The sequence below is a fragment of the Streptococcus sp. SK140 genome, assembly GCF_000259525.1.
Taxonomy (GTDB): Bacteria; Bacillota; Bacilli; order Lactobacillales; family Streptococcaceae; genus Streptococcus.
Map to the genome: position 1 here is coordinate 1 of NZ_AJML01000045.1, position 24,412 is coordinate 24,412.

The window sequence follows — 24,412 nt, forward strand, 5'->3', positions numbered from 1 at the left end:
GTCCACGACGAGTTGAAACTTTGACCTAGCTTGGCCTGCCTCCCCATTAGCATGCCACCATTTCCCCAACTATAACCACTACCTTGTGTTGTTGTTGTAGAAGTATTATACTTCGTAACGACTTTACCACTCGAGTTTGTTATATAATTTTCTACATCAGATGGAGCACCAAAACCACTACCCAAAGTAAACATGGTTTGTCTAGATGTTCCAGTGTTATACAAAGGATACCCATCAGGTAAATTTGTAGGTTTTTCAACTGTTGAAGTTGTTGCAGGATTATCAAAAGTAATAGTATAGACAAAAGTCATTTTAGACCCATCATTTGTCACAGTCAACTTATAATAGATTGGAATATTATAAGTTGGAACTGTCCCTTTACCTGTGTACACTTTTGTATCGCCTACTGCAATGTCTAAGCTTGCACTTATAGCAGGACTGCCATTAACAGTTGTGTTGCCCGAAAAACCTGCAGTAGTCAAGGCTGACATTAACTCATCAACTGCACTTCCGAGTTGTTCCCGTTGTTGAGCATATTGTTCCAAAGTTGCATTTGATTTCAGTAAGCGATCACTATTAGAAATTTCAAACTGAATTTTTGCAATAGCAGCATCCAAAGAAGCCTTGTGCCCCAAGTTTGTTACTTTTGATGAATAATTTCCTGCAAGATTTGCAAGTATTTCTGCTTCTGATAAGTTTTGATCCAAAAGAACTTTAGCAGGTGATGACGAACCTTGACTAGTTGTTTCTCCTTCTTTCAAATCTTGATTAGAAGTACTTTGAGAAACAAAAGCTGCTATAGAATCACGAGCTAAAGTAGCCTTACTCACTGCCACGGTCAAATCGCTATTTGAATCTGCTAAAGCTTTTTCAATTTCTAATATAGCCGAATTTACCTTAGTGATAGCTGAATCAGCATCTGGCAAATCTACTGTTTTTGCAAGATATTCACCCATTTCAGCTGAAAGTTTAGCAAGTTTCTTACGATCTTCTTCTAACTTCTTAGCAGTTGCTTCTGTAGCAGCAGTTGTGGCTACAAGATCCGTTGCAGACGCTGAGAAGTTGGTAGTTGAATCTGCAACTTTCTCTACTTTAGAAATTTGGTTAGCAAAGGTTACCTTACCCTCTAAAGTTGTCGATACAGTTTCTGATGATTCACCTACTTTATCAGTTAGCGAGCTTGTTTCTTTGCCAGCTTCGGTTACAGTTTCTTTCGTAGCTGTTTGTGATCCTGCTACAGTTGATGAAGCAGAGATACTTGTTGAAGCAGACTCAGATGCGCTTGTACTTGCTGATTTAGAGGCACTTGTACTAGCAGATGCTGAAGCAGAGGTACTTGTACTAGCAGATGCTGAAGCAGAGGTACTTGTACTAGCAGATGCTGAAGCAGAGGTACTTGCAGACTCAGACGCTGATGTGCTTGCTGACTGACTAACACTTGTACTAGCAGATGCTGAAACTGAAGCGCTTACTGATTCTGACGAAGATTCACTCACACTTAATGACTTAGAAGTTAAATCTGAAGTTGGTGTTTCTTGATCACCTTGCTCAACTGTTCCCAAGGTAGTTTGATCTGCATTAGCAAGAACTTCCTTACCTTCAACTACTTTTTCGACAGCAGTCTGTTCATTAGCATGAACATGAGATTGAGTCGCAATCCCTCCACCTATGACAGTCCCTGCAGCAGCTATCCCCTTGAGGATATCAAGCCCAGTTAGGGAAGATGAAGCACGATCTTCAACGACTTCTGTTGTAACTTGAGCTGTATCAATACCCCCACGAAGAACCTTGAACAAACCAAAAAGAGAGGTAGATGCTCGAAGCCAGTGTTTCCCTGACTTAATCAATTTATACCTTGTTACTCGGTCTGTTTCTCTATATCGTCCTTCCTGACGTCTAAAAAACATTTTTTTATCTCCTTATGTTCGGATTTTAGGAAAATAAAACTCTTATCCCGCTTCTTATTATACCAGTTTTCATAAAATAATAAAAGAAAAAAGAAAAGATATTTTATAGGAATTCATTAGATTAATACTAAAAAAAGCATCGAAAATTCGATGCCTTAGTTTTACACTCCAAGTTGAATATCAGGATAATTTATTGAGATAAGACTCCAAAGTTCTTCAAGCTCTTCTTGAACTGTTTTTGTTGATTTCAAAACCATATCTTGTTTTTTCTTGCCATTCTTACGGATATAACAAAATTGATAAATTTCTTTCGAAAACAATGATTTATTAATCTTCGTTTCTACAAGATAAAGATGGTCTACATCTCTTAGATCTAAAGCTTGCGTTCCTTTATAGTAGGTGATGAGGTGGTTTTTATAGAGAATTACTTTTAGATTTTCATCATAAAATTCTGCTAAACCAGCCATATTTTCAACGTTTCCTTGCAATTCTGGATAGGCTTGATAAATTTCTTCCAGAGAAGCAATCGTTTTTTTTCGAATAAGAAAGGCACTTACTACTAAAAACACTCCTGTTCCTCCAAAGAAAATCACCCCAATGATAAATATCCAGCCATCATTGGCATGTTCAGTCGTACTTAAATAAAGATTGCTATTCATATTTTGATAAAGAACTGATGATGGTTCAAGGATAGACTTTAAAAAACCTGATAAATCGACAATACGATTATTTCTTGACTTATTCTTTTTGGTAGCAAGTGGTTGTAGTTGAGTTCCAATTATAGTTGCTGGATGATCGTAAAGCGTTCTAGCCTCTGCTTGCTCCATGATACTCTTAATTGTGGCATCATTCTCGCTAGCTTCAATCACTGCATATTTCCCATCTCCGTCCTTACTATATTGGACAAGATAAAGTACACTTCCGCCTTCAACTTCCCCTACCACTTCTGGATAGATATCATAAACCGGCATTCGTACTTCAACTCCTGAATAACTATCACTGGCAAATTCTTTTGTGGGATTTTTATGCTTACTCCCCAAAAATCCCATCAATCCTGCCAAAGCCAAGAAAATCAGCGCAATGACTAGGGCAGAAATAAATCCTTTATTTCTTTTTTCCTTAAACATAAGCGTCTCCTTTAGTTTGAACATTAAATTATATCAAAATTGTTCAGTTTTTAAAATACATTTTTAGATTGTTAATTTCCTATCTAAAAAGAGTTTGAGAAAATCCCAAACTCTACTATTTCTGATATTATTGTCTAGCTATCTTTTCATCTTCCTCTAGTTGCTTAACCAATTGATTAACGCTATCAAATTTTACCATATCACGGATACGGTCCAACCAGGAAACGATGACAGTTTCGCCATAGATATCCTCAGAAAAATCAAAGATATGAACTTCAAAACGCTCTTCTTCGCCATCAAAGGTTTCATTTTTACCTAGACTCGCCATACCACGATAGACTTTTCTTTGAATTTCAACGTCAACGGCATAAACACCATCAGCTGGCATATATGTCCGATCCAAGTTGACTAGATTAGCTGTCGGGAAGCCAATAGTTCGACCTCGAGCATTTCCGTGAACCACTACACCTCTCGTTGGTAAAGGAAATCCCAGAAGTTTGCCTGCCTCTTTTACATCTCCTTCTAGAATGGCTTGGCGAATGCGCGTTGAACTAATTTTCCCCTTTTCGTCCTCAACTGGTGGAACAACAACTACTTCTCCATGGAAGAGTTCTTTTAAATCCTCAGCTGTTTTTCTATCTGAACCAAGAGTATAGTCAAAACCAACTACAATCGTATCTGCCTTTGCTTCCTTGACGTAGGTATCAATGAATTCTTTTGCAGTCATATTTGCTACTCGACTAGTGAAATCCATCAAATACAAGCTCTCAACTCCAGCTCGCTTTAATCGACGTTCACGTTCGCTAGCATTCAAAATATGCAATAAGTGTTCAGGTGAGTATTGATTCAGAGTTAGTTTTGGTGATTCGTTAAAAGTTACTAGAGCTACTCCCTGGCGCTTTTCAGCAGCAATGTTAGAAGCTATATCAAATAATTTTTGATGTCCAAGGTGAACTCCATCAAAATAACCAAGTACAAGGACGTTTGATCCTGGTGTTGCAATATCTTTTTCTGTTTTAATAGGTACTGTAATAATCATAGTATTTATTATACCAAAAAAATGGCGCTTTCAAAACAATTTAGACTGAATTCAGTACATAAAACTTAGAGCAAACTTTCTCTGACTTCTTTTCGCAACATTTCTAGACTCTCGATCCCGTACTTATCCATGACTTTTGGTAGATTTTCGATAATATCAGGACAAGCATAGGGATTCGTAAAGTTGGCTGTTCCGACACCGATTGCTGAGGCTCCTGCCAGATACATTTCTAAGGCCGCTTCAGCTGAATCCACTCCTCCCATACCAATGATTGGAAGCTTGGTTGTTTGAGCTACTTGACGGATTAGTTTTAGGGCTACAGGAAATACAGCAGGTCCAGACATGCCACCTGTCCCATTTGCGATAATCGGCTTTCTGGTTTTAAGGTCAAAACGCATCCCAACAAGGGTATTGATCATTGTGAGACCACTAGCTCCAGCATCTTCTACTGCTTTTGCAATCGTCACGATATCCGTCACACTAGGGGTTAATTTGACGTAAACGGGCACTTCTGATACTTCTACGGCAGCCTTCACCACATCATAGGCTAACTCAGGATCTTGTCCAATTAAAAGTCCATGATTTCCATGATCGACGTTAGGACAAGAGATATTGAGCTCAATTGCTTTCACGTTAGTTGCCTTAGAAATTCCATGAGATACGGCTGCATACTCTTGTTTTGAAAAGCCAGCAACATTGGCGATAATGGGAAGATTTGGATATTCTCTTTGAAGCCAAGGTAGTTTCTCAGATAGAACAACCTCTAAACCTGGATTTTGCAAACCAATAGCGTTGAGCATCCCAGCAGGCGTTTCTGCTACTCGTGGAGTTGGATTTCCAAAACGTGGTTCCAAGGTAGTCGCCTTAATCATGATAGAACCTAAGAGATCTAAATCATAGTATTTAGCATATTCTTGACCAAAGCCAAAACAACCTGAAGCAGGAATGATAGGATTCTTTAATTCTAAACCCGGTAGAGAAACTTGTAATCGATTTGCAGTCATGACACTCTCCTTATAAAACTACTGTGCCTGTTTTAAATACAGGGCCATCTTCACACACACGTTGACTAACTGTTTCACTTTCAGGTACTTTCAAGACGCAAGCATAGCAAGCCCCCATACCACAGGCCATACGGGATTCAAGAGATAGATAAGCTCTTGGATGGTCGGAAAAAGTTTGATTGATATATTTCATCATACCAGGTGCACCGCATGAGTAAATTGCATCGAATTCGTTATCAAATTTCTTAATCACAACTGAGACATTTCCCTTGATCCCATAAGATCCATCATCAGTGGTCACAAAGACTTTGCTGTATTGAGATAATTCATCTTCCAAAATAACTGCATCTTTGGTCGCAAATCCTAGAACCGTTGTGACATCTACACCACGCTCATGCAGTTGCTTAGCTACTTCAAGTAAAGGAGGAACACCAATTCCGCCACCAACTAAGAGAACACGACTATGCTGCTCTAAATCAGATAAATCAAAACCATTCCCCTGAGGTCCCATAACATCTAAGCTATCACCTGTTTTTAAGGTTGAAAAAATTGCCGTGCCAGAACCTTCGATACGATAGATAAGACGGCATTGTTTATTAGCCTTATCTATAGACGAGATTGAAATCGGACGCCGCAAGAGATGAGCATCATCAGGAACTCGTAAATGAAGAAATTGGCCTGCTTTCATAGCTTCAACCATCTCTCCTTGAAGTAGGAGTTCAAAGATCGCTGGTGCGATTTCCTGTTGAGATACTACTTTCATGGTTTCCAAGCGAATGGCACCCATGCGTTTTTTACAATTTGGATTCATAACTTTTCCTCCTTAAATTTCAAGGGGTTCAGAAAAAGAAAAACCTTGCAATCGCAAGGTTTCAGTAAGATACTTACAGAAAAGAATCAAATAAACTGTGTTTATTCGAAGTTTGTGTAATCTATTTTCTATCTGACACCTTGTGAGCCTCTCTGGACTTCCCTTAAAGGTTAAATTTTTACTAGTATACTGTATCAATCCTAAAAAGTCAAGCAAAAATAGGTAAGGTGTCAGACGTATTTTAGTTTACTTATTTTTGTGAAGAGAGAATCTTCTCCAATTTTCGATAATCTTTAACACTATCAATTTCATAGATAGAGTTTTCTTCCAATTCCTCTACGTAAACATCTAATTTTTTAATGTTGTCTTTGACCATGTTGTCCCAATATAGGTCAACAAATTCGCCACTTGCATAGGCCTGGTCTATAAATCCAACAATCTTCTCAGCTGTTGGAGCATCCCAGAACGATACTCCACTCAAGATACGTCCATTCTTGCTATCAACGATGATATCTTGTACTTTATAGTCATCACCATAAACCAAGAACCATTCATTGTCACAATCCTCACGGTAAACACTAAAGTAAGTTGAACGTTCAATATCATTTCGGAACATATTCTTGAAAAGATAGTTATCCGCATCGATAACGTAGCTGTTAGCCAACTCTTCTTTTACCAAGTAAAGAGAGTAAAAGTTATTGTAATCAGCATACTTATCGTTGAAGACCAAACGAACGCCATACTTCTCTTTAAGGTAGTCGAATTGTTCTTTCAAATAACCTACAACGATGATAATATCATCAATTCCACGTTCTTTTAAAAATTCAATTTGATATTCAACCAAAGGTTTTTGATTAACTTTAACCAAGGCTTTGGGAGTATTTTCTGTCATGGGTCTCAAACGAGTTCCCAAACCAGCTGCTAAGATAATCGCTTTCACGCGCTTTCTCCTTTATTCTTTAATAATAATGTAAACACCAGCCATTACGATAAGTGAAGTAATGATGGTTAGTAAATTAAGGGGCGACCCCAAGAAAATTGCTGCAAACAAAACAGTCCATACTACATAACTGACATTTAGACCAGTTGCCTTTGCTGGTTGCAATCGATTGATAGCAATGTAGTAGGCAAGGTAAGAAATCATATCAAACGCTGCAAAGACTATCAATAGACCAAACAATTGGCCGTTTGCCACTTCTGCAAATGAATGATGTGTAAAGAGTACAATGACTAGATAAGACAAGAAGGATGTGACTTGTCGAATCAAGAGGGCTTCAATTTCACTGAGATCACTTTCCATAGCAAAAGAGCTAAGAACACTTTCGCTTCCCCAGGCAAGGGCACAAATCAAGGCACATAAAATTCCGATATAGAAAGAATTCACTTGCTCTGCTTTATAGGTCTGAGCAATAATTCCTGCAATGATTAAAAAGATACCAAAAATTGTATTTTTGGAAATCTTGTGCTTCAAAAAGAAGAAGGCAAGCAAAACTGAGACAGCAGGATAAATCGCCGAAACAGACGATGCTAGAGAACTTCCAATATACTTAACTGCATAGAGATTGGCCTGCATACCAATCGGTCCTGCCAGTAAAGCACCAATAATAACACTAACATTTCGAATATTCAAGAAGATTGAAAAACGTACTTTTCCTTCCTTAACTAGAAGAAATCCTAGTAAGATAAAAATACTGAGAAAGTCGTGTGCTGCCGCTACTACAAAGGGTGACAAATCAGTAAAAATTGAAAAGATATAGGCACTAATAGTTAATCCTAATCCCCAGAACACACCTGATAGTAGCCCAAAAGAAACTCCATTTTTAGTCTTCATTGGAACCTCCCATAGAATCCAATTCCTTTACAGCTCTATTGTAACGAGAGATTCCATAATCTCCGAAATCTGCACCATTTTCTTCTTTGTATATAGTCCAAAGACTCCAAATGATGTCCTGCAAAATCTTGTAGATACGAATTTTTTCTCTTGAAACTGGAGTCTTATCGCTCTCATAATGACTAAGGAAGTTTTCTTCCTCTTCTAAAGAAAACTCTGATTCTAGGAAAAGGGCGGCTAAATCCCACATGGGATCATTCATAGATGAATACTCCCAATCAATGAGATAAAGGTGACCATCTGGTCCTTCTATGAAATTTTCAGGAACCAAATCAATGTGACATGATTTCTTATCGATACCAATTTCTTCAAGTTGGTCTTTCAGAGAAAATACTAACTTTCTGACAGTTTCATAGTTCGGATAGGAAATCTCCCCTTGAATCAAAGATTCATATTTTTTGATTTCCTCAAAAGGAGCAAACTCTCCTTTTAATTCTTTACCAGAAGCGTGAATGGTTTGTAGAATTGGTGCAATCTTTTCAAATTTGGTTTTAATGATAGTTGAATCAAGTGTCTCAGCATTTTCAATGTATTGATTAACCTTAATTCCTGCTTCAATATCGAAAAGATAATTTTCTACATCTAATTTCAAATCTTTCAACAATTCAAGATTGAACTTCTCATTCTGGCGATCGATTAGTTTATCTGTACCTTTTCCGAAAAACTTAACAATATATTGGTTTGAGCTTGTTTTGACCAAGTAGTTTTGATTGGTCATACCACCTAATTGTTCAACGCTCAGAATGTCCTCATCAATTAATAGTAAAGAGGTAAGTTTTTCCTTAATGATTTTTTCCACAATCTTCCTCCATTAGACATCCCACTTAAAGACTGTCTTAAATGCGGTATTTAAGTCAGTTGCAAAAACTCGGTGAATATCTTTGATTTCTCTGACTGGTTCTTCTAAATAAATGATATTTTTCAAACGATTGGCAAATCTCTTAATCTCCATCATTTGGATAGCATTTTCAAAGTCAATTCTTCCAGAACGTGAAGAGCCTACTAATAGCAAGCCTTTTTCCAATGAGTCCCGAGTGTTGATATTAACCTTATACTCACTAACACCCATCATCAAAATGGTCCCTTGTGGTTTGATGTAACGGATCAAGTCATTGATAGCAGGTCCGCATCCATCACCACCACAGCATTCGAAACCATGGTCAAAACTTAAATCTTCTGGAATATTATCAGTAATGTAAAGCTCTTTTGCAAATGAAAAGAGTTCTAATTTCTCCCAATGACGTCCAATAACAATAATCTCAGCTTCAGGCAAAGTATAGTTAATAATATTAGCCATAACAAAAGCTAAACTACCATCACCAATAACCGCAATTCGTTGACGTCTACTGTGAGAAATTGTCATGAAACGATTCATAGCGTGCATGCCCACACTGACAAATTCAGTAATGGCAGCTACTGTATCTTCGATGTCCTCGTAAGCTACCACACGATCCTTAGGTAGAGAAACAAACTCACGCATAAAGCCATCATAACCACTAGACAAGAAATAAGTTCCTGTCATATAGTTTTCATAAAATTCCTCATCACTCTGCATAGGTGGTTGATTTGGAATCATGACAACCTTCTGACCAACCTTATAGGTACCTGTTGGATCAGAAATAACAGTCCCACAAGACTCGTGAATCATAGCCATTGGAAGCTTTTTAGATAATATTTTTGGATCACGCTTTCCTTGATAATAACGTTGATCCGCATGACAAACAGCCATAAAATTTGGTCGAATAAGGATATGATTCTCTTGATCAATCTCCTCTTCTTGATATTTGATGTTAATAAACTTTGGTTTTGTCAGTTGATAAATTTGATTAATCATGTCTCTAGTCTTTCTCAATCATGCTTTTAGCAATCTTCAAGTCTGTAACTGTTGTAATTTTAAGGTTTGAGTATTCACCTTTAGCTAAGGCTACGTCTTTACCCTTAATGACAAAGATCTTACATGCATCTGTTAAAATTTCTTTTTCTTCTGCTGATAAAGAACCATACAAGTCAATAAAGTCTTTACAACGGAAGGTTTGTGGAGTTTGTCCTTGGTAGAGATGTGCACGATTTGGAATATCTGTAATGAACTGACCATTTGTACTTTCAACAATGGTATCCACGGCTTCAACTACAGTATCAACAGCATCATGATTTTGTGCAAGAGCAATGTTATCTTGAATCATGCGAAGTGTGATAAAAGGACGAACTGAGTCATGAGTGACTACGATATCATCTTCCGTAATTGGACGGTAAGCATCAATAGCTTCGATGATCTTTTCAATACTCGAATTACGATCAGCACCACCTTTTGTGATGATGATACGATCCTTGTGGAGTGGAAGAAATTTTTCAACTAAATCTTCTGCGTGTGTCACCCAGTCTCCGTGAACTCCAACTACAATTTTTTCAATAGTTGGCTCTAAGACAAATTTTTCAATTGTATGGATTAGGATTGGGCGGTCTCCCAACTCAAGAAATTGTTTAGGTAAATTACTAATCCCCATGCGTGTGCCGGTTCCACCTGCTAAAATTCCAGCGTAGATCATTTTAATACTCCTTTAGTCTGTTCTTAAAAAAACTCATTCTTTACTATTATATCACAACCTAGCCCTTTATCGAAATAAATACTAGAATTCTCTAGTCAGAAAGAGAGTTATTACATACTTTTTGGGAAGGTATCTTGAATGATAAAAAGTAGGTTTTCAAATCCATCTTTCCATTAATATAGAGTTCTTTAGAATATTATAGAAACCTTAAAGAAACCTTAAACAAAATAAAAAAGTTGAGATTGTAGCCAGAGATAATTCCAAGCTAACAATTCTCAACTCTATTCAATTATTTTTCGTTTATTTTTCTTCTTGCTCACCGATGCCCTTAACGGCTTTCTTAAACTCGGCAAGCATTTTTCCTACTGATTCGCCTAGCTCTGGTAAGCGTTTTGGTCCAAAAATTAACAGTGCTCCAAGAACAATGACTATCAAGCCTGGTGCACCAATATCACGTAAAATTCCCATCTTTTTCTCCTTTCCTTTTTCTCTTAATTATCCATTTACTAATAGCGATACTAACCTCATACAATAAGATTAAAGGGACAGTCATCGCTAAATCGCTAATAAAATCGGCCGGCGTCAATATAACTGCCAATACCAATAAAATGAAGTAAGCATAACGTCTATAAGCAATGAGTAGGCCAGGCCCAATCAAACCAATTGAGGTTAAAAAAGCAATGATAACTGGCAATTCAAAGATAAACGCTAGTGGTACAGTAGTTTGAAAGACAAAAGCTAGATAATTTTGTGCTGTCAGCTGCGTTTCAACTAAGTTTTCACCTAGTCCCAGTAAGACCTGAAGTATAGCTGGTGTGACAAAATAAAAACCAAAGGCTAATCCCAAGATAAAACAAAGGAAAGTTGCAGGGATATAAGCAAAAATCGCTCCTGCTTCTTCATTTTTAAGGGCTGGTCGGACGAAACTCCAGACTTGATAGACCGTAAAAGGTAAGGTAAGACTAAAAGCCATTAAACTTGCTAAACGGAGATAAATCCATAAAATATCATTCGGCCCTAAGACAATCAACTTCTGACTAAAGCCTTGTGTGATAAATTGATAAACCTGATCAGCAAATAATAGTGAAACGCAGAATACTAGAAAGAAGCAAACAACTACTGCTAGCAATCTCTTTCTAAATTCTACCAAATGTTCAATAATTGTCAATTCCTTTTGATCCATCACTTTTCACCCTGTCTAATGGTAATTAGAAAAACTACGAGGATAAAGATAGTCTGACCTGCTAACCCTTCCCAACTAGGGTAAATTCCCAATATATCAATACTTGGTATTCCTGAGATCAGATGGTTTGGAATCATATTTGTCAACTGTAAGGCATGGATACTGACTCCCGTCATCTTAAAGGCTAAGGCATAAATCATCCAAGTCAGGATAAAGAAAACCTTGTGAGGTAGGAAAAATTGACTAGCCTTGTTCATCACAAAAGCAATCACGATTAAGACTAAGAGGGCCAGAGAAATTCCAAGGACAAAATCAAAACTAGAAATCCTTGGCAGAATCCCCACATAGAATAAAATCGTCTCAGCACCTTCACGGAATACGGCTAGAAAACTCAGAGCAAACATAGAAAGGAACGATCCTGTTTTCGTGACAGTTTGCATCCGCGATTCCATAAAAGCATTCCATTTTTTTACAGAAGATTTGCTATGAAGCCAAATACCGATTAAAATCATCATGATAACTGCAAAAATCCCGACTGCACCTTCGATGATTTCACGGTTAGTTCCTGAGGTGACTGCTGGAAAGGCAATCTGTAGGATATAGGCAATTAAAAGACTGGCCACTATTCCCGCAAATGCACCACCATAGACCCACTTGAGGCCCTTTCTCATCTTAGCAGCTTTCAAAGTTGTCACAAGCGCCATGACAATCAAGAGGGCTTCTACACCTTCTCGGAGCAAGATGAGCATGGCGTCAAATGCATTATAGGAAGCGCTAGTATCAATTTGAGATAGCTCTGCAATCAAGCTAGAAAGCTTTTCTTGATATTCCCTTTCCTTTCCCTTAACCATAATGACAGGACTTTCACTTTCAACCTTGGTATAAAGCGAAGGATTGGTTGTACTTACAGAACCCTCGATGGTGGGCCAAATAGTAATAAACTCCTTCATCGTCGCAGCTGCATCACTATCTTGACCAGCTTGAAATTGGGTCAAAGCCTTCTTTAAAAGTTCTATCCCATCCTTCAGGGTCAGATTCGAAGATGTAGTCGCTATTTCTGTACCTTCAACAAAGTTAGAAATGGCTTTTTTCAAATCATCAAACGATGCCTGAATATAATCAAAGTTCGTTGGTTCAGTCTCAATGCTACTACGCAGGAAAGAAATAGCTGTTTCCACTTGTCCGTAATGAGCTGTACTATGGTCGCGAACCACTGCTTCATTGATGGTCCAGGTTGAATTCATTTTTTTATAGGCTTCTCTTACTGCTTCCAGATCTTGAGAAGTGATTGCCTTGTCTAAGGCTTGAAAACGAGGTTCTAAGCGACTTACAAGTTTCTCTTTTTCTGCATCTAGATCGACTGGATTTTGCTCTTTCTCAAATGTCAAAATGGCTAAAGAAATCTGAGTAAGCTGGTCTTCAGTAATATCACCAGTTAAGGCTAACTTTTCTTGAACTTTACGTCCTGCTTCAGAGTCAGAATTATCGACTTTCTCGAAGTCTTTGGTCATTTCATCGATTAGTTTTCTTGCCTGATCTTGTTTGCCTTCTTTAACAGCTTTAGTTGCATCAGTTATTTTCACAAAGTAGGGACTCAAATTTTCCTTAGCTTCTACCGGAAAAATCAACAGGAAGAAACAAGCAAATAGGAGGATAATACTTTTAGGATTCCAATAATTTCTGCCCAATGTAACCTCCCTTCTCTACTCCACCAAAGCAGGCAAAAAGTCCACTGCCTATATGGGTAACGTACTCATTCATTTTATCCGTAGCACCTAGATTGGTCTGCACCTTAACAAAGCTATCTGGATCCTTTTGGAAGGAGATAAAGAGTAAACCAGTGTCAAACTGACCAGTCTTTTCATCAATGCCATCAGAATAAGAATAAGAGCGACGCAGGAGAGGTTTGTCCACTTCTTTTGCTAAGCGAACATGAGAATCGTCAGGAAGAAGACTCAAGTCCACCTCATCAAATTCGTTTTTCTTACCAAAAGGAGCTCCACTTTCCTTATAGCGCCCAAAGGTATTTTCTTGCTCCTCCAGATTGGTTCGGTCCCAAGTATCAAGGAACATCTGGATGCGACGAACTGCCATGTAGGAACCATTTTCCATCCAATCCTTACTGTCAGCCCAAACAACCTGATCAAATTCTTTCTCAGTGGTAACATTAGCAGTCCCGTCTTTAAAACCAAATAGATTCCGAGGTGTTTCCATACGATTACCGATAGCCGCAAAACCAGATTGACTCCAACGAAGAGTAACGGCATTTCTACCCTTACGAATAAGGTTACGAATAGCATGAAAGGCAACTTGCTCATCATCAGCACAAGCTTGGATAACTATATCTCCACCCGTGTACTTTTCTCGTAATTGTTCCTTTGGAAATGGAGGTAAATCTCTAAAGAGTTTTGGACGTTTGTTCTCTAGTTTCATCTTTTCTAGGAAACTAGCCGAAACTCCAAAGGTCAAGGTTAAACGATGAGGATTAAGCCCAACTGTTTCTCCAGTATCACTTGGAGGTAGAAGGCTATTGTTACCATCTTTTTTAACCAATTCTCCTTCTACAAGTTTGGCACTATAATCCGTCCAATCTTTAAATAACTGGATGATTTTCTCTTTGTCAGTTGTATGCAAATCTAAAACCACAAAATAAATGTTTTTCTGCATGACAGTTGTAATGCCAGCTTGGTGTTTGCCATAGAAGGCTATTTTTTCATCCCCGTACGAGATTTTCTCCTGACCATCAAGCTTAGGTGTGAAAAAAGCAGAAGCACCGGAGAGACCAAGTGCGAGACCAGCACCTCCAATACCTGCTTTTTTTAGAAATTCTCGACGGTCCATTTTTCGTTCAAAAAATTTTTCGCCTTTGTTTGTCATATTACTTATTCTCCACCAAGAAATTTGCCCATTTGTGATAATGGTTCACCAAGTTTTGTTACTGCTTCAGACAATTCTTTAGTGTCTTCTTTCGTTAAGTCTGTATAGAGCTTATAGTGTTCCTTGTCCGTCATGTGTTTGTCTAACAAACTATTGACAGATTTGAAATCTTCCTCTAACTCCTTGACCAAGGCCGCATCTGATTTTTCAAGCAAGGGTTTAAAGAGTTGGAAAATCTTCTCAGCACCTTGGATATTGGCACGAAAATCATACAAATCAGTATGAGAGTAAATCTCCTCTTCTCCAGTAATCTTACTTGTCGCTACTTCATTTAAAAGATCAACAGCCCCAGTTAGCATAATCTTGTAATCAACATCTACAGTTGCAATCTTAGCCTTCAATTCCTTGATGTCATTTACCAGTTGGTCACCATAAGACTCAGTTCCTTTGGTTGTGTTTTCCTCCCAAAGGATGCGCTCGATACGGTGGAAACCAGACCAACCTTCTTCGGTCTTGTTTTCATCTAGATAGTCTGCTAATCGAAAATCAATCTTAACATCAGATTCTCCGAAGCTTTCTGCAATCGGTTCTGAGCGCTCATAGGACATACGGATTAAAGGGTATGCCTTTTTAGCTTCTTCTAGCTTACCATCCTTCAATAGTTGAACAAAACCTTCTGTATCCGTTAAAAGTTTATCAATCTGTTCTTCCACAAAGGTTTTGTAGTCACTAGTTGCCTTATCCAATAATTTTTGGTTATCTTCTGACAATTTTGTAACCTGAGAGGAATTACTTGTAGTTGACGATTGTTCAAAACGAACTGCACAAGCAGATAACAACAATGCCGAAGATAAAAGGATAAAACCAAGTTTTTTCATATAACGCTCCTATTAAATCATGGGAATCCCATTTTTTAAATTTATTATATCATAGTTTTTCTAATCATTCAATAAATTGTCAGAAAATTTAATGTTTTGTCGTTAAAGTTTGAATAGACTTTTCTAGTTAAAATTGTTAAAATAATAGGGAAAATAAAAGAAAAGGAAGCTATTTACCACCATGATGAATATGCAAAACATGATGCGTCAAGCTCAAAAACTTCAAAAACAAATGGAGCAGAGTCAGGCTGAACTTGCTGCTACAGAATTTGTTGGAACTTCTGCCCAAAACCTTGTAACTGCCACACTAACAGGAGACAAGAAAGTTACAAAAATTGATTTCAATCCAGCAGTTGTTGACCCAGAAGATATTGAAACTCTATCAGATATGACTGTTCAAGCAGTCAATGCTGCTCTTGAACAAATTGATGAAGCAACTAAGAAGAAACTAGGTGCTTTTGCTGGTAAATTACCTTTCTAATAGCATAAAAAGAGGCTGATGTTCAATTCAGCCTCTTTTGTCTTACCTAGAAAGTAAATATTTCTGCTGCTTTCTTGAGAAGCAAGTCCGTATATTCAGGATCTTCCTGAGCGGTCTCAAGCTCTTCTTTAATTCTTTCTAGATCATCTGTTATCATACCATCAACTCCCAAACGTAGGGACTTATCAAAGGATTCCGAACTATTGATTGTCCATACATAGAGTTTTTGTTTTGTATTCCAAAGCTTGGTTACAAAATATTCATCTAAGGTAGAATATTCCATGGTATAGCCTGTTGCATTCGTTCTTGGAAAAACGGAATTGTAGGGCAGAATGAAATAGACTGGAATTTCCTTATCATACTGAGTTACTTTTTCAATAACATGATAATCCAAAGATTGCATCTGATGCCCATAGACTTTGATCTTTGCCCCATATTGATCTAGAAAATGATCCATCATTTGGGCACTATCTTTTCGACTTGTTTTTATTTCGATCAGCAATTTCTGATGAAGGTCATTGGCACGATTTATATAATCATCAAAGCTGGATATTTTGGTCTGATAACCATTTTCATAAATATCTAATTGCTTCAACTCATCTAAAGTTAAGTCTTGCGGTGTTACATTTAATCCCGCTAAACTTTTTAGGTTCGCATCATGCATCATGACAAACTGACCATCCTTAGTTTCTTGTACATCCATCTCAACTAAATCTGGTTTTAACTGAGCTGTTTTTTCTAAGGATTCAACTGTATTTTGGACACCATTTCCATTAGAAACACCTCTGTGAGAGATGACAAGTGGAGGATTGACTACGGGTGCCTCTAGATAAACATAACCCTCAATCGCAAAGAAGACACTTGCACACCCCATTACACCCCATCTCATGATATGATCTTTCTTTCGTCTTGGCATAATATCCAACTCCTCACCAGTTAAAAAGGAGGTAAACTTAACCAAGAAGTAAGTCAAAGCCATATAGTGGATATTTTTAATCAATATATAGTTCGAAATAGCAAGAACCAATGATTCTCGATGTGTGAAACCATCCGCTAAAGACTGTATCAACAATAGAGGTATTAAAAGCAAATAGAAGAAAAGATTCGTTTTGACAAGGATTAGAAAGAGATGCCAAGCGTAAAACCAAAAATGATTCCTGGTTTTTTCTAGACTGTAGACTACAGCATCCTTAACTGTCATCTTGTCATAAAAGATTTTAGGAAGGGCAAACATCACTCTTACAGAGATGTAGAGAAATAGGATAGTTAAGATAAAAATAGATAACCACCACATCCAGTATTTGTCTTCCATATAGGTCTGAATAAATTCAGGTATCACTATTTTATTAAAATAATAAATTTTAAAAATCTTCCTGATAAACGGAAAAATCATAGCAATATATACGAAGATAAACAAGGCCTTGGAAAGAGTCAGACGTTTCATGAAGGCTATACTTTCACGAAAGACTTTGCGACTATACTCAATCAAGGTTCGTTTTTCATGATAGAGAAGGTGTCGAGCCCCAATGAAGAGAAGGCTAATTTGAAAATAGGCTACTAAAAGGTTAATGGCTATTAAGATTAAAAAACCAAAGCTGACTAAAGGCGCATTTTTGATAATCTCAAAAATATTATTGTAAGAAATAAACAAATAGCCCGTCTGACTTAGTAAAAAGCCTGCTATCAATGAGTTCAGTGGCAACCAAATATAATCTACTAGCATGAAGATTAAAAAAAATAGAAAGAGGATTTTATCCAGATTCAAGTAAATCTTTTTAAAACCCAATTTTTTAGGTTTTTCAGGTTTCATAAAACCTCCTAATCAAACAGCTGTGATAAATCTAAACCACCGAAAGGATTAGAGTTTAGACTACTCTTGGAGTCCAGTAAGATTCTACTTTCATCAGATTCTAGGAAAGCTTCATAAACACGCGCAGTCATTCGCGCATCCTTTAAACTATTATGAGATTGACCCTTAAATCCTAGAAATTCAGCCACAGTCTGTAACTTGAGATTTGCAATGCCGTGAAGATCAGAACTGCGTCGCTCAAAAGCTTCATCATAGAGATCAACTAGATATTGGCCACTATAATCCAAACCATATTCCAACAAAATCGGTAAATCACTCTTGGCTGCATTATAACCAACAAGGGGTAACTCACCCACAAAGTCTTGAAAATTCTTAAGAACTTCCTCCACCATCGGAGCATCTTTCAAGGTTTCAGACGTGATACCCGTTAAACCATTAATAAAACTTTTCAAAGGCACATCGGTATGAACATAAGAGTCAAAAGCTCCAATTTCTTCACCATCTTTAAAACGGACAGCAGATACCTGAATCAAGTGAGTTTTATCTTGGTGTTCATTAAATTCCAAATCAAATGAAATGTAATCTCTTAATTTTTCCATTTTATCCATCCCTTACTGTATGTGTAAAAAGAAACTACTTGGTTATACCTAGAAACCAAGCAGTTTTTTCTTATCCTCCAAATAAGCGAGCAAAGAAGCCTTTCTTCGTTGCTTGTACTTCTTGCTTAGCCTGATCCAACTCCAACTGAAGGTTTTCTTGGTCCTTCATGGCTTGTAGGGTTAACTGTTGTTGTTGATCCAATTGCTTATCTTTTTCTGCGATTTGACGGTCTTTAACACGCATCTGTTCATCTTTTTCAGCTAACTGTTTGTCTTTGGCTTTTAATTGCTCATAAAGACGGATGATTTCAGCGTTCTTTTCATCAACAAGAATCTCCATTAACTCACGTTGCTTCACATCATCACTAACAGGTTCATCTTCAAAAATAGTTTTTTTGTAGATTTCTTCAAGCTTAATCAAGCCACTACGAGTTACCACAGTGACTCCTTTATCATTTTTAGTCGTATCTTCTTCAGGTAATTCCTTGACACGGTTATTGATTGCTTGACGGGACAAGCCCAAGACCTCAGCAATCTCACTAACAGTCATCTCAATACTCATAATATCCTCTGAAAGTTTTCTAGCTTTTCTTTATTTAAATATTATCATAAGCAAGCAAAACTGTCAAATATCACCGTGTTTTCAACCCTTTTTCAAAATAATTTTTCTTCTAAACTAAACTGTCTATCAACTTTTTCAAACTAAACATTAGTTTACAATTTTGCCACCAGCTCTAATCAATAGAAAACCTTTCTTGGTTTATAAAGAGTATCCCGTTTCTCTAAAATGGCTAATAACTTATCACCTTCAAAACCAGCCAATTCCTTCTCAGTTTGTTCCAATTCAATAAAGCGACCAAAACGCACTTCTTCAGCCTGCTCTGGTGTCAAATAAACCTTAACTAAGTCACCTGTCCCAATCTCTAATGGATGAAGAAAATCTAACTCGCCAGCTTGAACCTTTTCCTCAATTTCATTCAAGGTCAAAGCATCATCTAACTGCAAGCCCGCAGCGCTTGTTCGTGTTAAATGAGACATATGAGCTGCATAGCCAAGTTTTTCTCCCAAGTCAACTGACAAGGTACGGATATAAGTCCCTTTGCTACATTTTACACGAAAGCTAAATCGAGCAAGAGTCTCCATATAGGAAATGGGACTGGTTCTTTCGAAACTATAAATCGTCACCTGACGTTCTGGACGCTCCACTTCCTGACCAGCACGCGCATATTCATAGAGTTTGCGACCATTGACCTTGATAGCCGAGTACATAGGTGGAATCTGAGTGATCGGACCTGTCAGACTGGCAATCGCTTGATCAACAATCTTTTCATCTAAGGGAGACAAAACTGGCGTCTCTGCAACAACCTCACCACTAGCGTCTTCAGTTGTCGTTGAATAGCCTAGGGTGATTTCACCTTCATAGACTTTACCCTCGTCCTGCATAAACTCGACCATGCGGGTTGCCTTACCGACGGCAATCGGCAAAACACCGACAACATCAGGGTCTAAAGTCCCTCCATGACCAATCTTCTTAGTTCCTAAAATCCTACGCAGCTTGAAAACTGCATCGTGCGAGGTCATCCCCGCCTCTTTTTTTAAGTTGATAATACCGTTCATTGTTTAACTTTCTAAAAATACTAAAACTCTTTTTTGGAAATCCTTATTCTGTTCATAGAGTGCATGTCCACACCCTGGTAAAATAATCAGTTGGCTACCTCTGATATGATGATGCAATCCAAACGAACCATCTACGCCAAGAACATCATCTTTTTCTGCTCCAATGATTAACGTAGGGCAGTTGATTTTTTCCAAAAAATCTAGACTATCATGTTTCAAACAAGATACAGACTGAATATCAATACGTTGTTTATCTTTAATATGACCAAAAATTCCCATTATTCGATAAAGGTATTTAAATTTTCCAAAGGATTTAGTCGTGTAAGAATGACGAGCGATATCAATCATCAGATCTTTATAAGTTCCTGTTTGACTCAGGTTCAGCCAGCAACTAATTCTCTCCCTGCCTAGATTACTTAGTTTTGCAGTTGTAACAGCCAATACTAGCTTTTCAACCTTTTCAGGGAAATCCGCCACCAACCATTGGGCAATCATTCCACCTTGCGAAATCCCCATAACATAGGCACTGGTAATATTCAATACCTCCATTGCTTCTGCTACATCTGCTGCCATATCTCGCGTCGTATAGCCCTGTCTCAGCTCATTGATTCGAGAAAAAACATAAATTTTGTAACGTTTGGCAAGTATACGGTATGTGATTGAAAAAGGCATAGCCATACCTTTAACCGTCTGCAGTCCATCGCCCAAGCCTGGTATAATTACTAGAGGGTCCTTTCCTTTTCCAAATGTCACATAGTCCATGCTCTTTTCGTTAAAATATAAGGTTTTCCCTTTTGTTGAAGACATTACTTCGTTCCCTCTACTATTTTTTCATAATTTATTTATGTTGAGTTTTTAAATGCAAGGCAAAGCCGGCAGTCACTTTTTCAAATCCAACTGCCTGATAAAACTGATGTGCAGCATTTCGTTCAGCGGTTAATCCACTATTTAGAGCTAGTGCCCTAACACCTTCTTTTACCGCTTGTTTTTTCAATTCATCAATTAGCCTACTAGCAATTCCTTGTCGTCTTGTTTCTTTTGCAACTGACAAAGCTAAAATACGATAGTAAGATCCATCTTCTTCAAAAAAGAAGAGCTTTGCATAACCTAACAAACCTAAAATTTCTCCGTTTCTTTCAGCTAGAAGACAGCCATAATGTGGTTGAGAAAGAATTATTTCTAAACGTCGAGACAGCTTAGAAGCGGTCGTTGGATAGCCCAAGTCTTCATATAAAGACAGTAGGGCTTCAGCATCTTTCATGGTTGCTTTTCGTATCTGCATAGGATCCTCCTATTACCCCTTCAATGCTTCAAACTTTGCTTTCATGGTTGGATTTTTTCGGGTCAATTTTTTTACTGAAACATCTTCCAATTTGTTATTAGCGAGGCGGAGTTGATTTTCTGATGTGGTCAAGAATTTCTTGACTTCTTCCATCCGACGGATGGCCTTGTCAATCTCTTCGATGGCCTTGCCAAAGTTTGTCGAAGCAGACTGATAGTTCTTGGCGAAAGCTACCTTAAAGGCATCCAAGTCTTCCTCGAAATGCGTAATGTCAATATTTTGCTCGCGAACCAAAGCCAATTCCTGCTTGTATTTGAGAGAATTCATTGCAGCATTGCGCAAGAGTCCAATCAACTGGATAAAGAACTGGGGACGAATGACATACATCTTCTCATATTCGTGACTAACATCGACAATCCCAGTATTGAAGTAGTCGTTATCAGCCTCAAGCATACTTACCAAAACTGCATACTCACAGTTTTTCTCACGACGATCCTTATCCAACTCTTTGTAAAAATCCGCATTCTTATGTTTCTTCTCTGTCCCATCAGCTTCATTTTTCATCTCAAACATGATGGAAATGAATTCTAGTCCATTTTCATCAAAATCACGAAAGATAAAATCGCCCTTAGAACCACGTGCTGAAACCTTGTTGTCTTTTTCAAAGTAGGCATTTGGAAAGGCAAAGCTTCGAACCTTGTTGAATTCACTCTCCGCATAGTGTTCCAAACTTTCACCGATTGCCTTGGTTGATTGTTGCGCCTTGAAATTCTTGTAAAATTCAACCTGCTCACTAGCTGCCTTGAGCTGGGCTTCGTAGTTTTGTTTAACAGAAGCAAGAGAAAGTTCGTTTTCTTTTTCTTGTAAGAGGAGCTGATTTTTAACCTGATCACGTTCTTTTTCAAGATCAGAAAGAGTTTTTTGTAGTTGATTTTCATGCTCCAAGCGCAAGGTAGCCAATTGGTTTTCGAGAGCTTGAACTTCTTTTTCTTTCTCTAGCAGGCTTTGACTAGCAGTTTGCTCTACTTCTTTTTTTGCCAATTCTTTTTCTGTATCAAAGTTGTTAATTTGACTTTGAAGCTGGGCAATTTCTTGATCTTTTTGAGCCAGTTTTGCCTGTTGTTCATTTAAGGCTTTTTGTTCTACTAAAGTCAATTCTTGCTTGATTCGCTCATGCAATTCCTTATCAAACTCTACAGTTCGAACTTGAGAAATCAATTCTGCATATTGACTTTCATTGACTGTAAATACTTCGCCACAATTTGGACATTTAATCTCGTTCATGTTATTCCTCTATATTTATCTATTCTACATTCATTATAGCATGGATAAACAAAAAGAAAAAGTTGGAATCAATCCAACTTTTAATCTACGTATGTATCTTCGTTTTTATTTAAGAATGCGTAAGGTAATCCCATCAGTAGACCACCACCGATAAAGTTACCAATAAAGGTCACACCCCAGTGACGAAGAATATTTCCAATACCGAAGTTTGCGATTGAATCAGCAGCAACACTGAATTTCACGATAGCAAATGATGCAAAGTTTGCGGCGATGTGCTCGTTAGTTAAGAATACAAACATGTAAATAGCAGATAGAACCAACCAAAGTTTAGCACCACCATCTTTGACTAAAACAAATGAAAGAATTGCGATATTTACAAAGACATTAGCCAAGATAGCTTCAAGCAAGACTAGTTCATTTGAACGGCCCAACTTCATTTCCACAACTCCAGAAATAAAGCTATCATGTGTTAGGTTTGCATAAGCCGCTGAATGGGCGAAGCCCCAACCTGCTATAAGCGCACCGATCAAATTAAAGAGTGTACAATATAGAAGGATTTCAGCTGTTTTTCTCCAGCTAATCTTTTTCAAAAAGCTACCAGCTGTCAAGAACATCATATTAGATGTTACCAACTCAGCATTTAAGAAGACAATGTAAGCCAATCCCCAAGCGAAAACAAATGGGAAGAGGAAACGTCCACTACCAGGAGCAATCTTATTAATCAAGTCAGCTCCAACTGCACCAGCTGCTGTACTAAATGTTAAGAATGCACCAGCAAACATTGAACGGATAGCATACTTGAATTTACTTTGACTGTAAAGACTTTCCTTTTTCTTACAAGCAAACTCAATTTTTGAGATAAATTCTGAAGAAACCATATAAACTCCTAAAACTTTTATTTGTGAATATTATAACATAAAATCGAAATTATGGGAAGGCTTTCTTAATTCTATTTACAATATTTTTATCATTTTTAGCAATCGTTTCCATTTGCTTTGTATCAGCATATTTAATGTTTTCAACTCTTTATTTTCAAATTCTCTATTCTATATATTTAATATATGTTTTCGTTTTGTTCTATATTGAATATACAAAAGAGTTTCTTTGGTTTTCAGCTAAAGTCCATGTACTAATAATTTGTTTGAATTTATAGACAGAGAAAATAACGTTTTTATCAACAGGTTCTTTGGAAAAAAAATCGAGGTCTGGATTTTTTTCCCCGACCTCCTCAATTATTAATATTCATTTTATTTTCAAAAGCTTGTCCTAATCAACATAAGTCTCTTCATTTTTATTAAGATAAGCGTATGGTAAACCTATCAGGAATCCTCCACCTATCAAGTTAGCAATGAAGGTAACACTCCAATGACGGAGGATATTTGGAATATCAAAGTTTGCAATCTGATCAGCTACAATACTAAATTTAATAATACTAAAAGACGAAAAATTGGCTGCAATATGCTCGTTAGATAAGAAAACAAACATAGAAATAGCTGACAAGATAATCCAGAGTTTGGCATTGCTATCCTTAACCAAAATTGAAGATAGAATGGCAATATTTACGAACATATTTGCCAAAATCCCTTCCAACAAGACCAACTCACTAGGACGTGCCAACTTCTTAGCTACAATCTTTGGAAGATAACTATCGTGTGTCAGGTGTGAAAAAGCCGATGAATTAGCAAAGCACCAACCTGCTAACAGAGCACCAACTAAGTTGAAAAAGGCACAATAAAGTAAAATGATAAAAGCTTTTTTCCAATCAATCTTCTTCAAGAATGTTCCAGCTGTCAAGTACATCATATTTGAGGTGACCAACTCGGCATTCAAGAAAACGATATAAGCAAGTCCCCAAGCAAATACAAAGGGAAATAGGAAATAACCAGCACTTGGAACGATGCTATTGAGTAGATCAGCACCTATTGCCCCAGCGGCTGTACTAAAGGTTAAGAAAGCACCTGCAAACATCGAGCGAATGGCATATTTAAACTTGCTTTGGTCAAATAGACCCTCTTTCTTATGGCAATAATAATCAATCTTTGAAATAAATTCTGACGAACTCATATAAACTCCTTA

The 24,412-nt window shown here is 37.5% G+C and carries 25 protein-coding genes; 1 reads left to right on the forward strand and 24 read right to left on the reverse strand.

Annotated elements, in window-relative coordinates:
- The 15 genes from HMPREF1116_RS11165 to efeO all read right to left on the reverse strand — a co-directional run.
- A partial coding sequence (locus HMPREF1116_RS11165) for an accessory Sec-dependent serine-rich glycoprotein adhesin (protein ID WP_007556090.1) occupies window positions 1-1,907 on the reverse strand: 1,907 nt, incomplete at its 3' end.
- A 161-nt stretch (window positions 1,908-2,068) separates the two neighbouring features.
- Window positions 2,069-3,034: a hypothetical protein gene (locus HMPREF1116_RS11170; protein WP_000471932.1), complete on the reverse strand. Its 966-nt coding sequence runs from the start codon at window positions 3,032-3,034 to the stop codon at window positions 2,069-2,071.
- A gap of 127 nt (window positions 3,035-3,161) precedes the next feature.
- Window positions 3,162-4,073 (reverse strand): bifunctional riboflavin kinase/FAD synthetase, encoded by a 912-nt coding sequence (locus HMPREF1116_RS11175; protein WP_000587636.1) that lies wholly within the window; start codon window positions 4,071-4,073, stop codon window positions 3,162-3,164.
- Between the two features lie 65 nt (window positions 4,074-4,138).
- A complete protein-coding gene (locus tag HMPREF1116_RS11180; protein ID WP_000126395.1) occupies window positions 4,139-5,077 on the reverse strand; it encodes a dihydroorotate dehydrogenase in 939 nt (312 codons plus the stop codon).
- A 10-nt stretch (window positions 5,078-5,087) separates the two neighbouring features.
- Window positions 5,088-5,888: a dihydroorotate dehydrogenase electron transfer subunit gene (locus HMPREF1116_RS11185; protein WP_001069012.1), complete on the reverse strand. Its 801-nt coding sequence runs from the start codon at window positions 5,886-5,888 to the stop codon at window positions 5,088-5,090.
- A 250-nt stretch (window positions 5,889-6,138) separates the two neighbouring features.
- Window positions 6,139-6,828, reverse strand: a complete 690-nt coding sequence (locus tag HMPREF1116_RS11190; protein WP_000643946.1) for a sugar phosphate nucleotidyltransferase — start codon at window positions 6,826-6,828, stop codon at window positions 6,139-6,141.
- A 12-nt stretch (window positions 6,829-6,840) separates the two neighbouring features.
- Complete coding sequence (locus HMPREF1116_RS11195; protein WP_000850668.1) at window positions 6,841-7,719, reverse strand: DMT family transporter; 879 nt, start codon at window positions 7,717-7,719, stop codon at window positions 6,841-6,843.
- Entirely contained in the window at window positions 7,709-8,578 is an 870-nt protein-coding gene (locus tag HMPREF1116_RS11200) for a choline/ethanolamine kinase family protein (RefSeq protein ID WP_000411232.1), read from the reverse strand. Before HMPREF1116_RS11200 ends, HMPREF1116_RS11195 begins: the two co-directional genes overlap by 11 nt.
- Window positions 8,579-8,590: 12 nt before the next feature.
- Entirely contained in the window at window positions 8,591-9,613 is a 1,023-nt protein-coding gene (locus HMPREF1116_RS11205) for a ribitol-5-phosphate dehydrogenase (protein WP_000609867.1), read from the reverse strand.
- Window positions 9,614-9,617: 4 nt separating this feature from the next.
- Window positions 9,618-10,325, reverse strand: coding sequence for an IspD/TarI family cytidylyltransferase (locus HMPREF1116_RS11210; RefSeq protein WP_000638523.1), 708 nt, complete (start codon window positions 10,323-10,325; stop codon window positions 9,618-9,620).
- Between the two features lie 300 nt (window positions 10,326-10,625).
- Entirely contained in the window at window positions 10,626-10,793 is a 168-nt protein-coding gene (locus HMPREF1116_RS11215) for a twin-arginine translocase TatA/TatE family subunit (protein WP_000512114.1), read from the reverse strand.
- Window positions 10,777-11,508, reverse strand: coding sequence for a twin-arginine translocase subunit TatC (gene tatC / locus HMPREF1116_RS11220; protein ID WP_000372149.1), 732 nt, complete (start codon window positions 11,506-11,508; stop codon window positions 10,777-10,779). The genes HMPREF1116_RS11215 and tatC overlap by 17 nt, the downstream gene beginning before the upstream one ends.
- Window positions 11,508-13,196, reverse strand: coding sequence for an FTR1 family iron permease (locus HMPREF1116_RS11225; protein ID WP_000533387.1), 1,689 nt, complete (start codon window positions 13,194-13,196; stop codon window positions 11,508-11,510). The genes tatC and HMPREF1116_RS11225 overlap by 1 nt, the downstream gene beginning before the upstream one ends.
- A complete protein-coding gene (gene efeB, locus HMPREF1116_RS11230) occupies window positions 13,171-14,385 on the reverse strand; it encodes an iron uptake transporter deferrochelatase/peroxidase subunit (protein WP_000182321.1) in 1,215 nt (404 codons plus the stop codon). Before efeB ends, HMPREF1116_RS11225 begins: the two co-directional genes overlap by 26 nt.
- A gap of 5 nt (window positions 14,386-14,390) precedes the next feature.
- Window positions 14,391-15,263, reverse strand: a complete 873-nt coding sequence (gene efeO / locus HMPREF1116_RS11235) for an iron uptake system protein EfeO (RefSeq protein ID WP_000732971.1) — start codon at window positions 15,261-15,263, stop codon at window positions 14,391-14,393.
- Window positions 15,264-15,444: 181 nt separating this feature from the next.
- On the opposite strand from efeO, the gene HMPREF1116_RS11240 reads away from it, so the two are divergent.
- Complete coding sequence (locus HMPREF1116_RS11240) at window positions 15,445-15,744, forward strand: YbaB/EbfC family nucleoid-associated protein (protein ID WP_000981533.1); 300 nt, start codon at window positions 15,445-15,447, stop codon at window positions 15,742-15,744.
- 46 nt (window positions 15,745-15,790) lie between these two features.
- Here the strand turns inward: HMPREF1116_RS11240 and HMPREF1116_RS11245 are convergent, their stop codons facing one another.
- The 9 genes from HMPREF1116_RS11245 to HMPREF1116_RS11285 form a co-directional block, all read right to left on the reverse strand.
- Window positions 15,791-17,554: a glycerophosphoryl diester phosphodiesterase membrane domain-containing protein gene (locus HMPREF1116_RS11245; protein ID WP_000801696.1), complete on the reverse strand. Its 1,764-nt coding sequence runs from the start codon at window positions 17,552-17,554 to the stop codon at window positions 15,791-15,793.
- 8 nt (window positions 17,555-17,562) lie between these two features.
- Window positions 17,563-18,153: a 3'-5' exonuclease gene (locus tag HMPREF1116_RS11250; RefSeq protein WP_000413635.1), complete on the reverse strand. Its 591-nt coding sequence runs from the start codon at window positions 18,151-18,153 to the stop codon at window positions 17,563-17,565.
- Between the two features lie 70 nt (window positions 18,154-18,223).
- Entirely contained in the window at window positions 18,224-18,715 is a 492-nt protein-coding gene (rocS, locus tag HMPREF1116_RS11255; protein ID WP_000021254.1) for a chromosome segregation protein RocS, read from the reverse strand.
- Between the two features lie 176 nt (window positions 18,716-18,891).
- Entirely contained in the window at window positions 18,892-19,770 is an 879-nt protein-coding gene (gene truB, locus HMPREF1116_RS11260; RefSeq protein ID WP_001013291.1) for a tRNA pseudouridine(55) synthase TruB, read from the reverse strand.
- Window positions 19,771-19,773: 3 nt separating this feature from the next.
- The gene (locus HMPREF1116_RS11265) at window positions 19,774-20,577 is read right to left on the reverse strand and encodes an alpha/beta fold hydrolase (RefSeq protein WP_000099423.1); all 804 of its coding nucleotides are present in this window, start codon (window positions 20,575-20,577) and stop codon (window positions 19,774-19,776) included.
- A 31-nt stretch (window positions 20,578-20,608) separates the two neighbouring features.
- Entirely contained in the window at window positions 20,609-21,052 is a 444-nt protein-coding gene (locus tag HMPREF1116_RS11270; protein ID WP_001167065.1) for a GNAT family N-acetyltransferase, read from the reverse strand.
- Window positions 21,053-21,064: 12 nt separating this feature from the next.
- Entirely contained in the window at window positions 21,065-22,336 is a 1,272-nt protein-coding gene (locus HMPREF1116_RS11275; protein ID WP_001002596.1) for a DUF2130 domain-containing protein, read from the reverse strand.
- An 80-nt stretch (window positions 22,337-22,416) separates the two neighbouring features.
- A complete protein-coding gene (locus tag HMPREF1116_RS11280; protein ID WP_000254784.1) occupies window positions 22,417-23,214 on the reverse strand; it encodes a formate/nitrite transporter family protein in 798 nt (265 codons plus the stop codon).
- 388 nt (window positions 23,215-23,602) lie between these two features.
- Window positions 23,603-24,400, reverse strand: coding sequence for a formate/nitrite transporter family protein (locus HMPREF1116_RS11285; protein ID WP_000098922.1), 798 nt, complete (start codon window positions 24,398-24,400; stop codon window positions 23,603-23,605).
- Window positions 24,401-24,412: the final 12 nt, after the last annotated feature.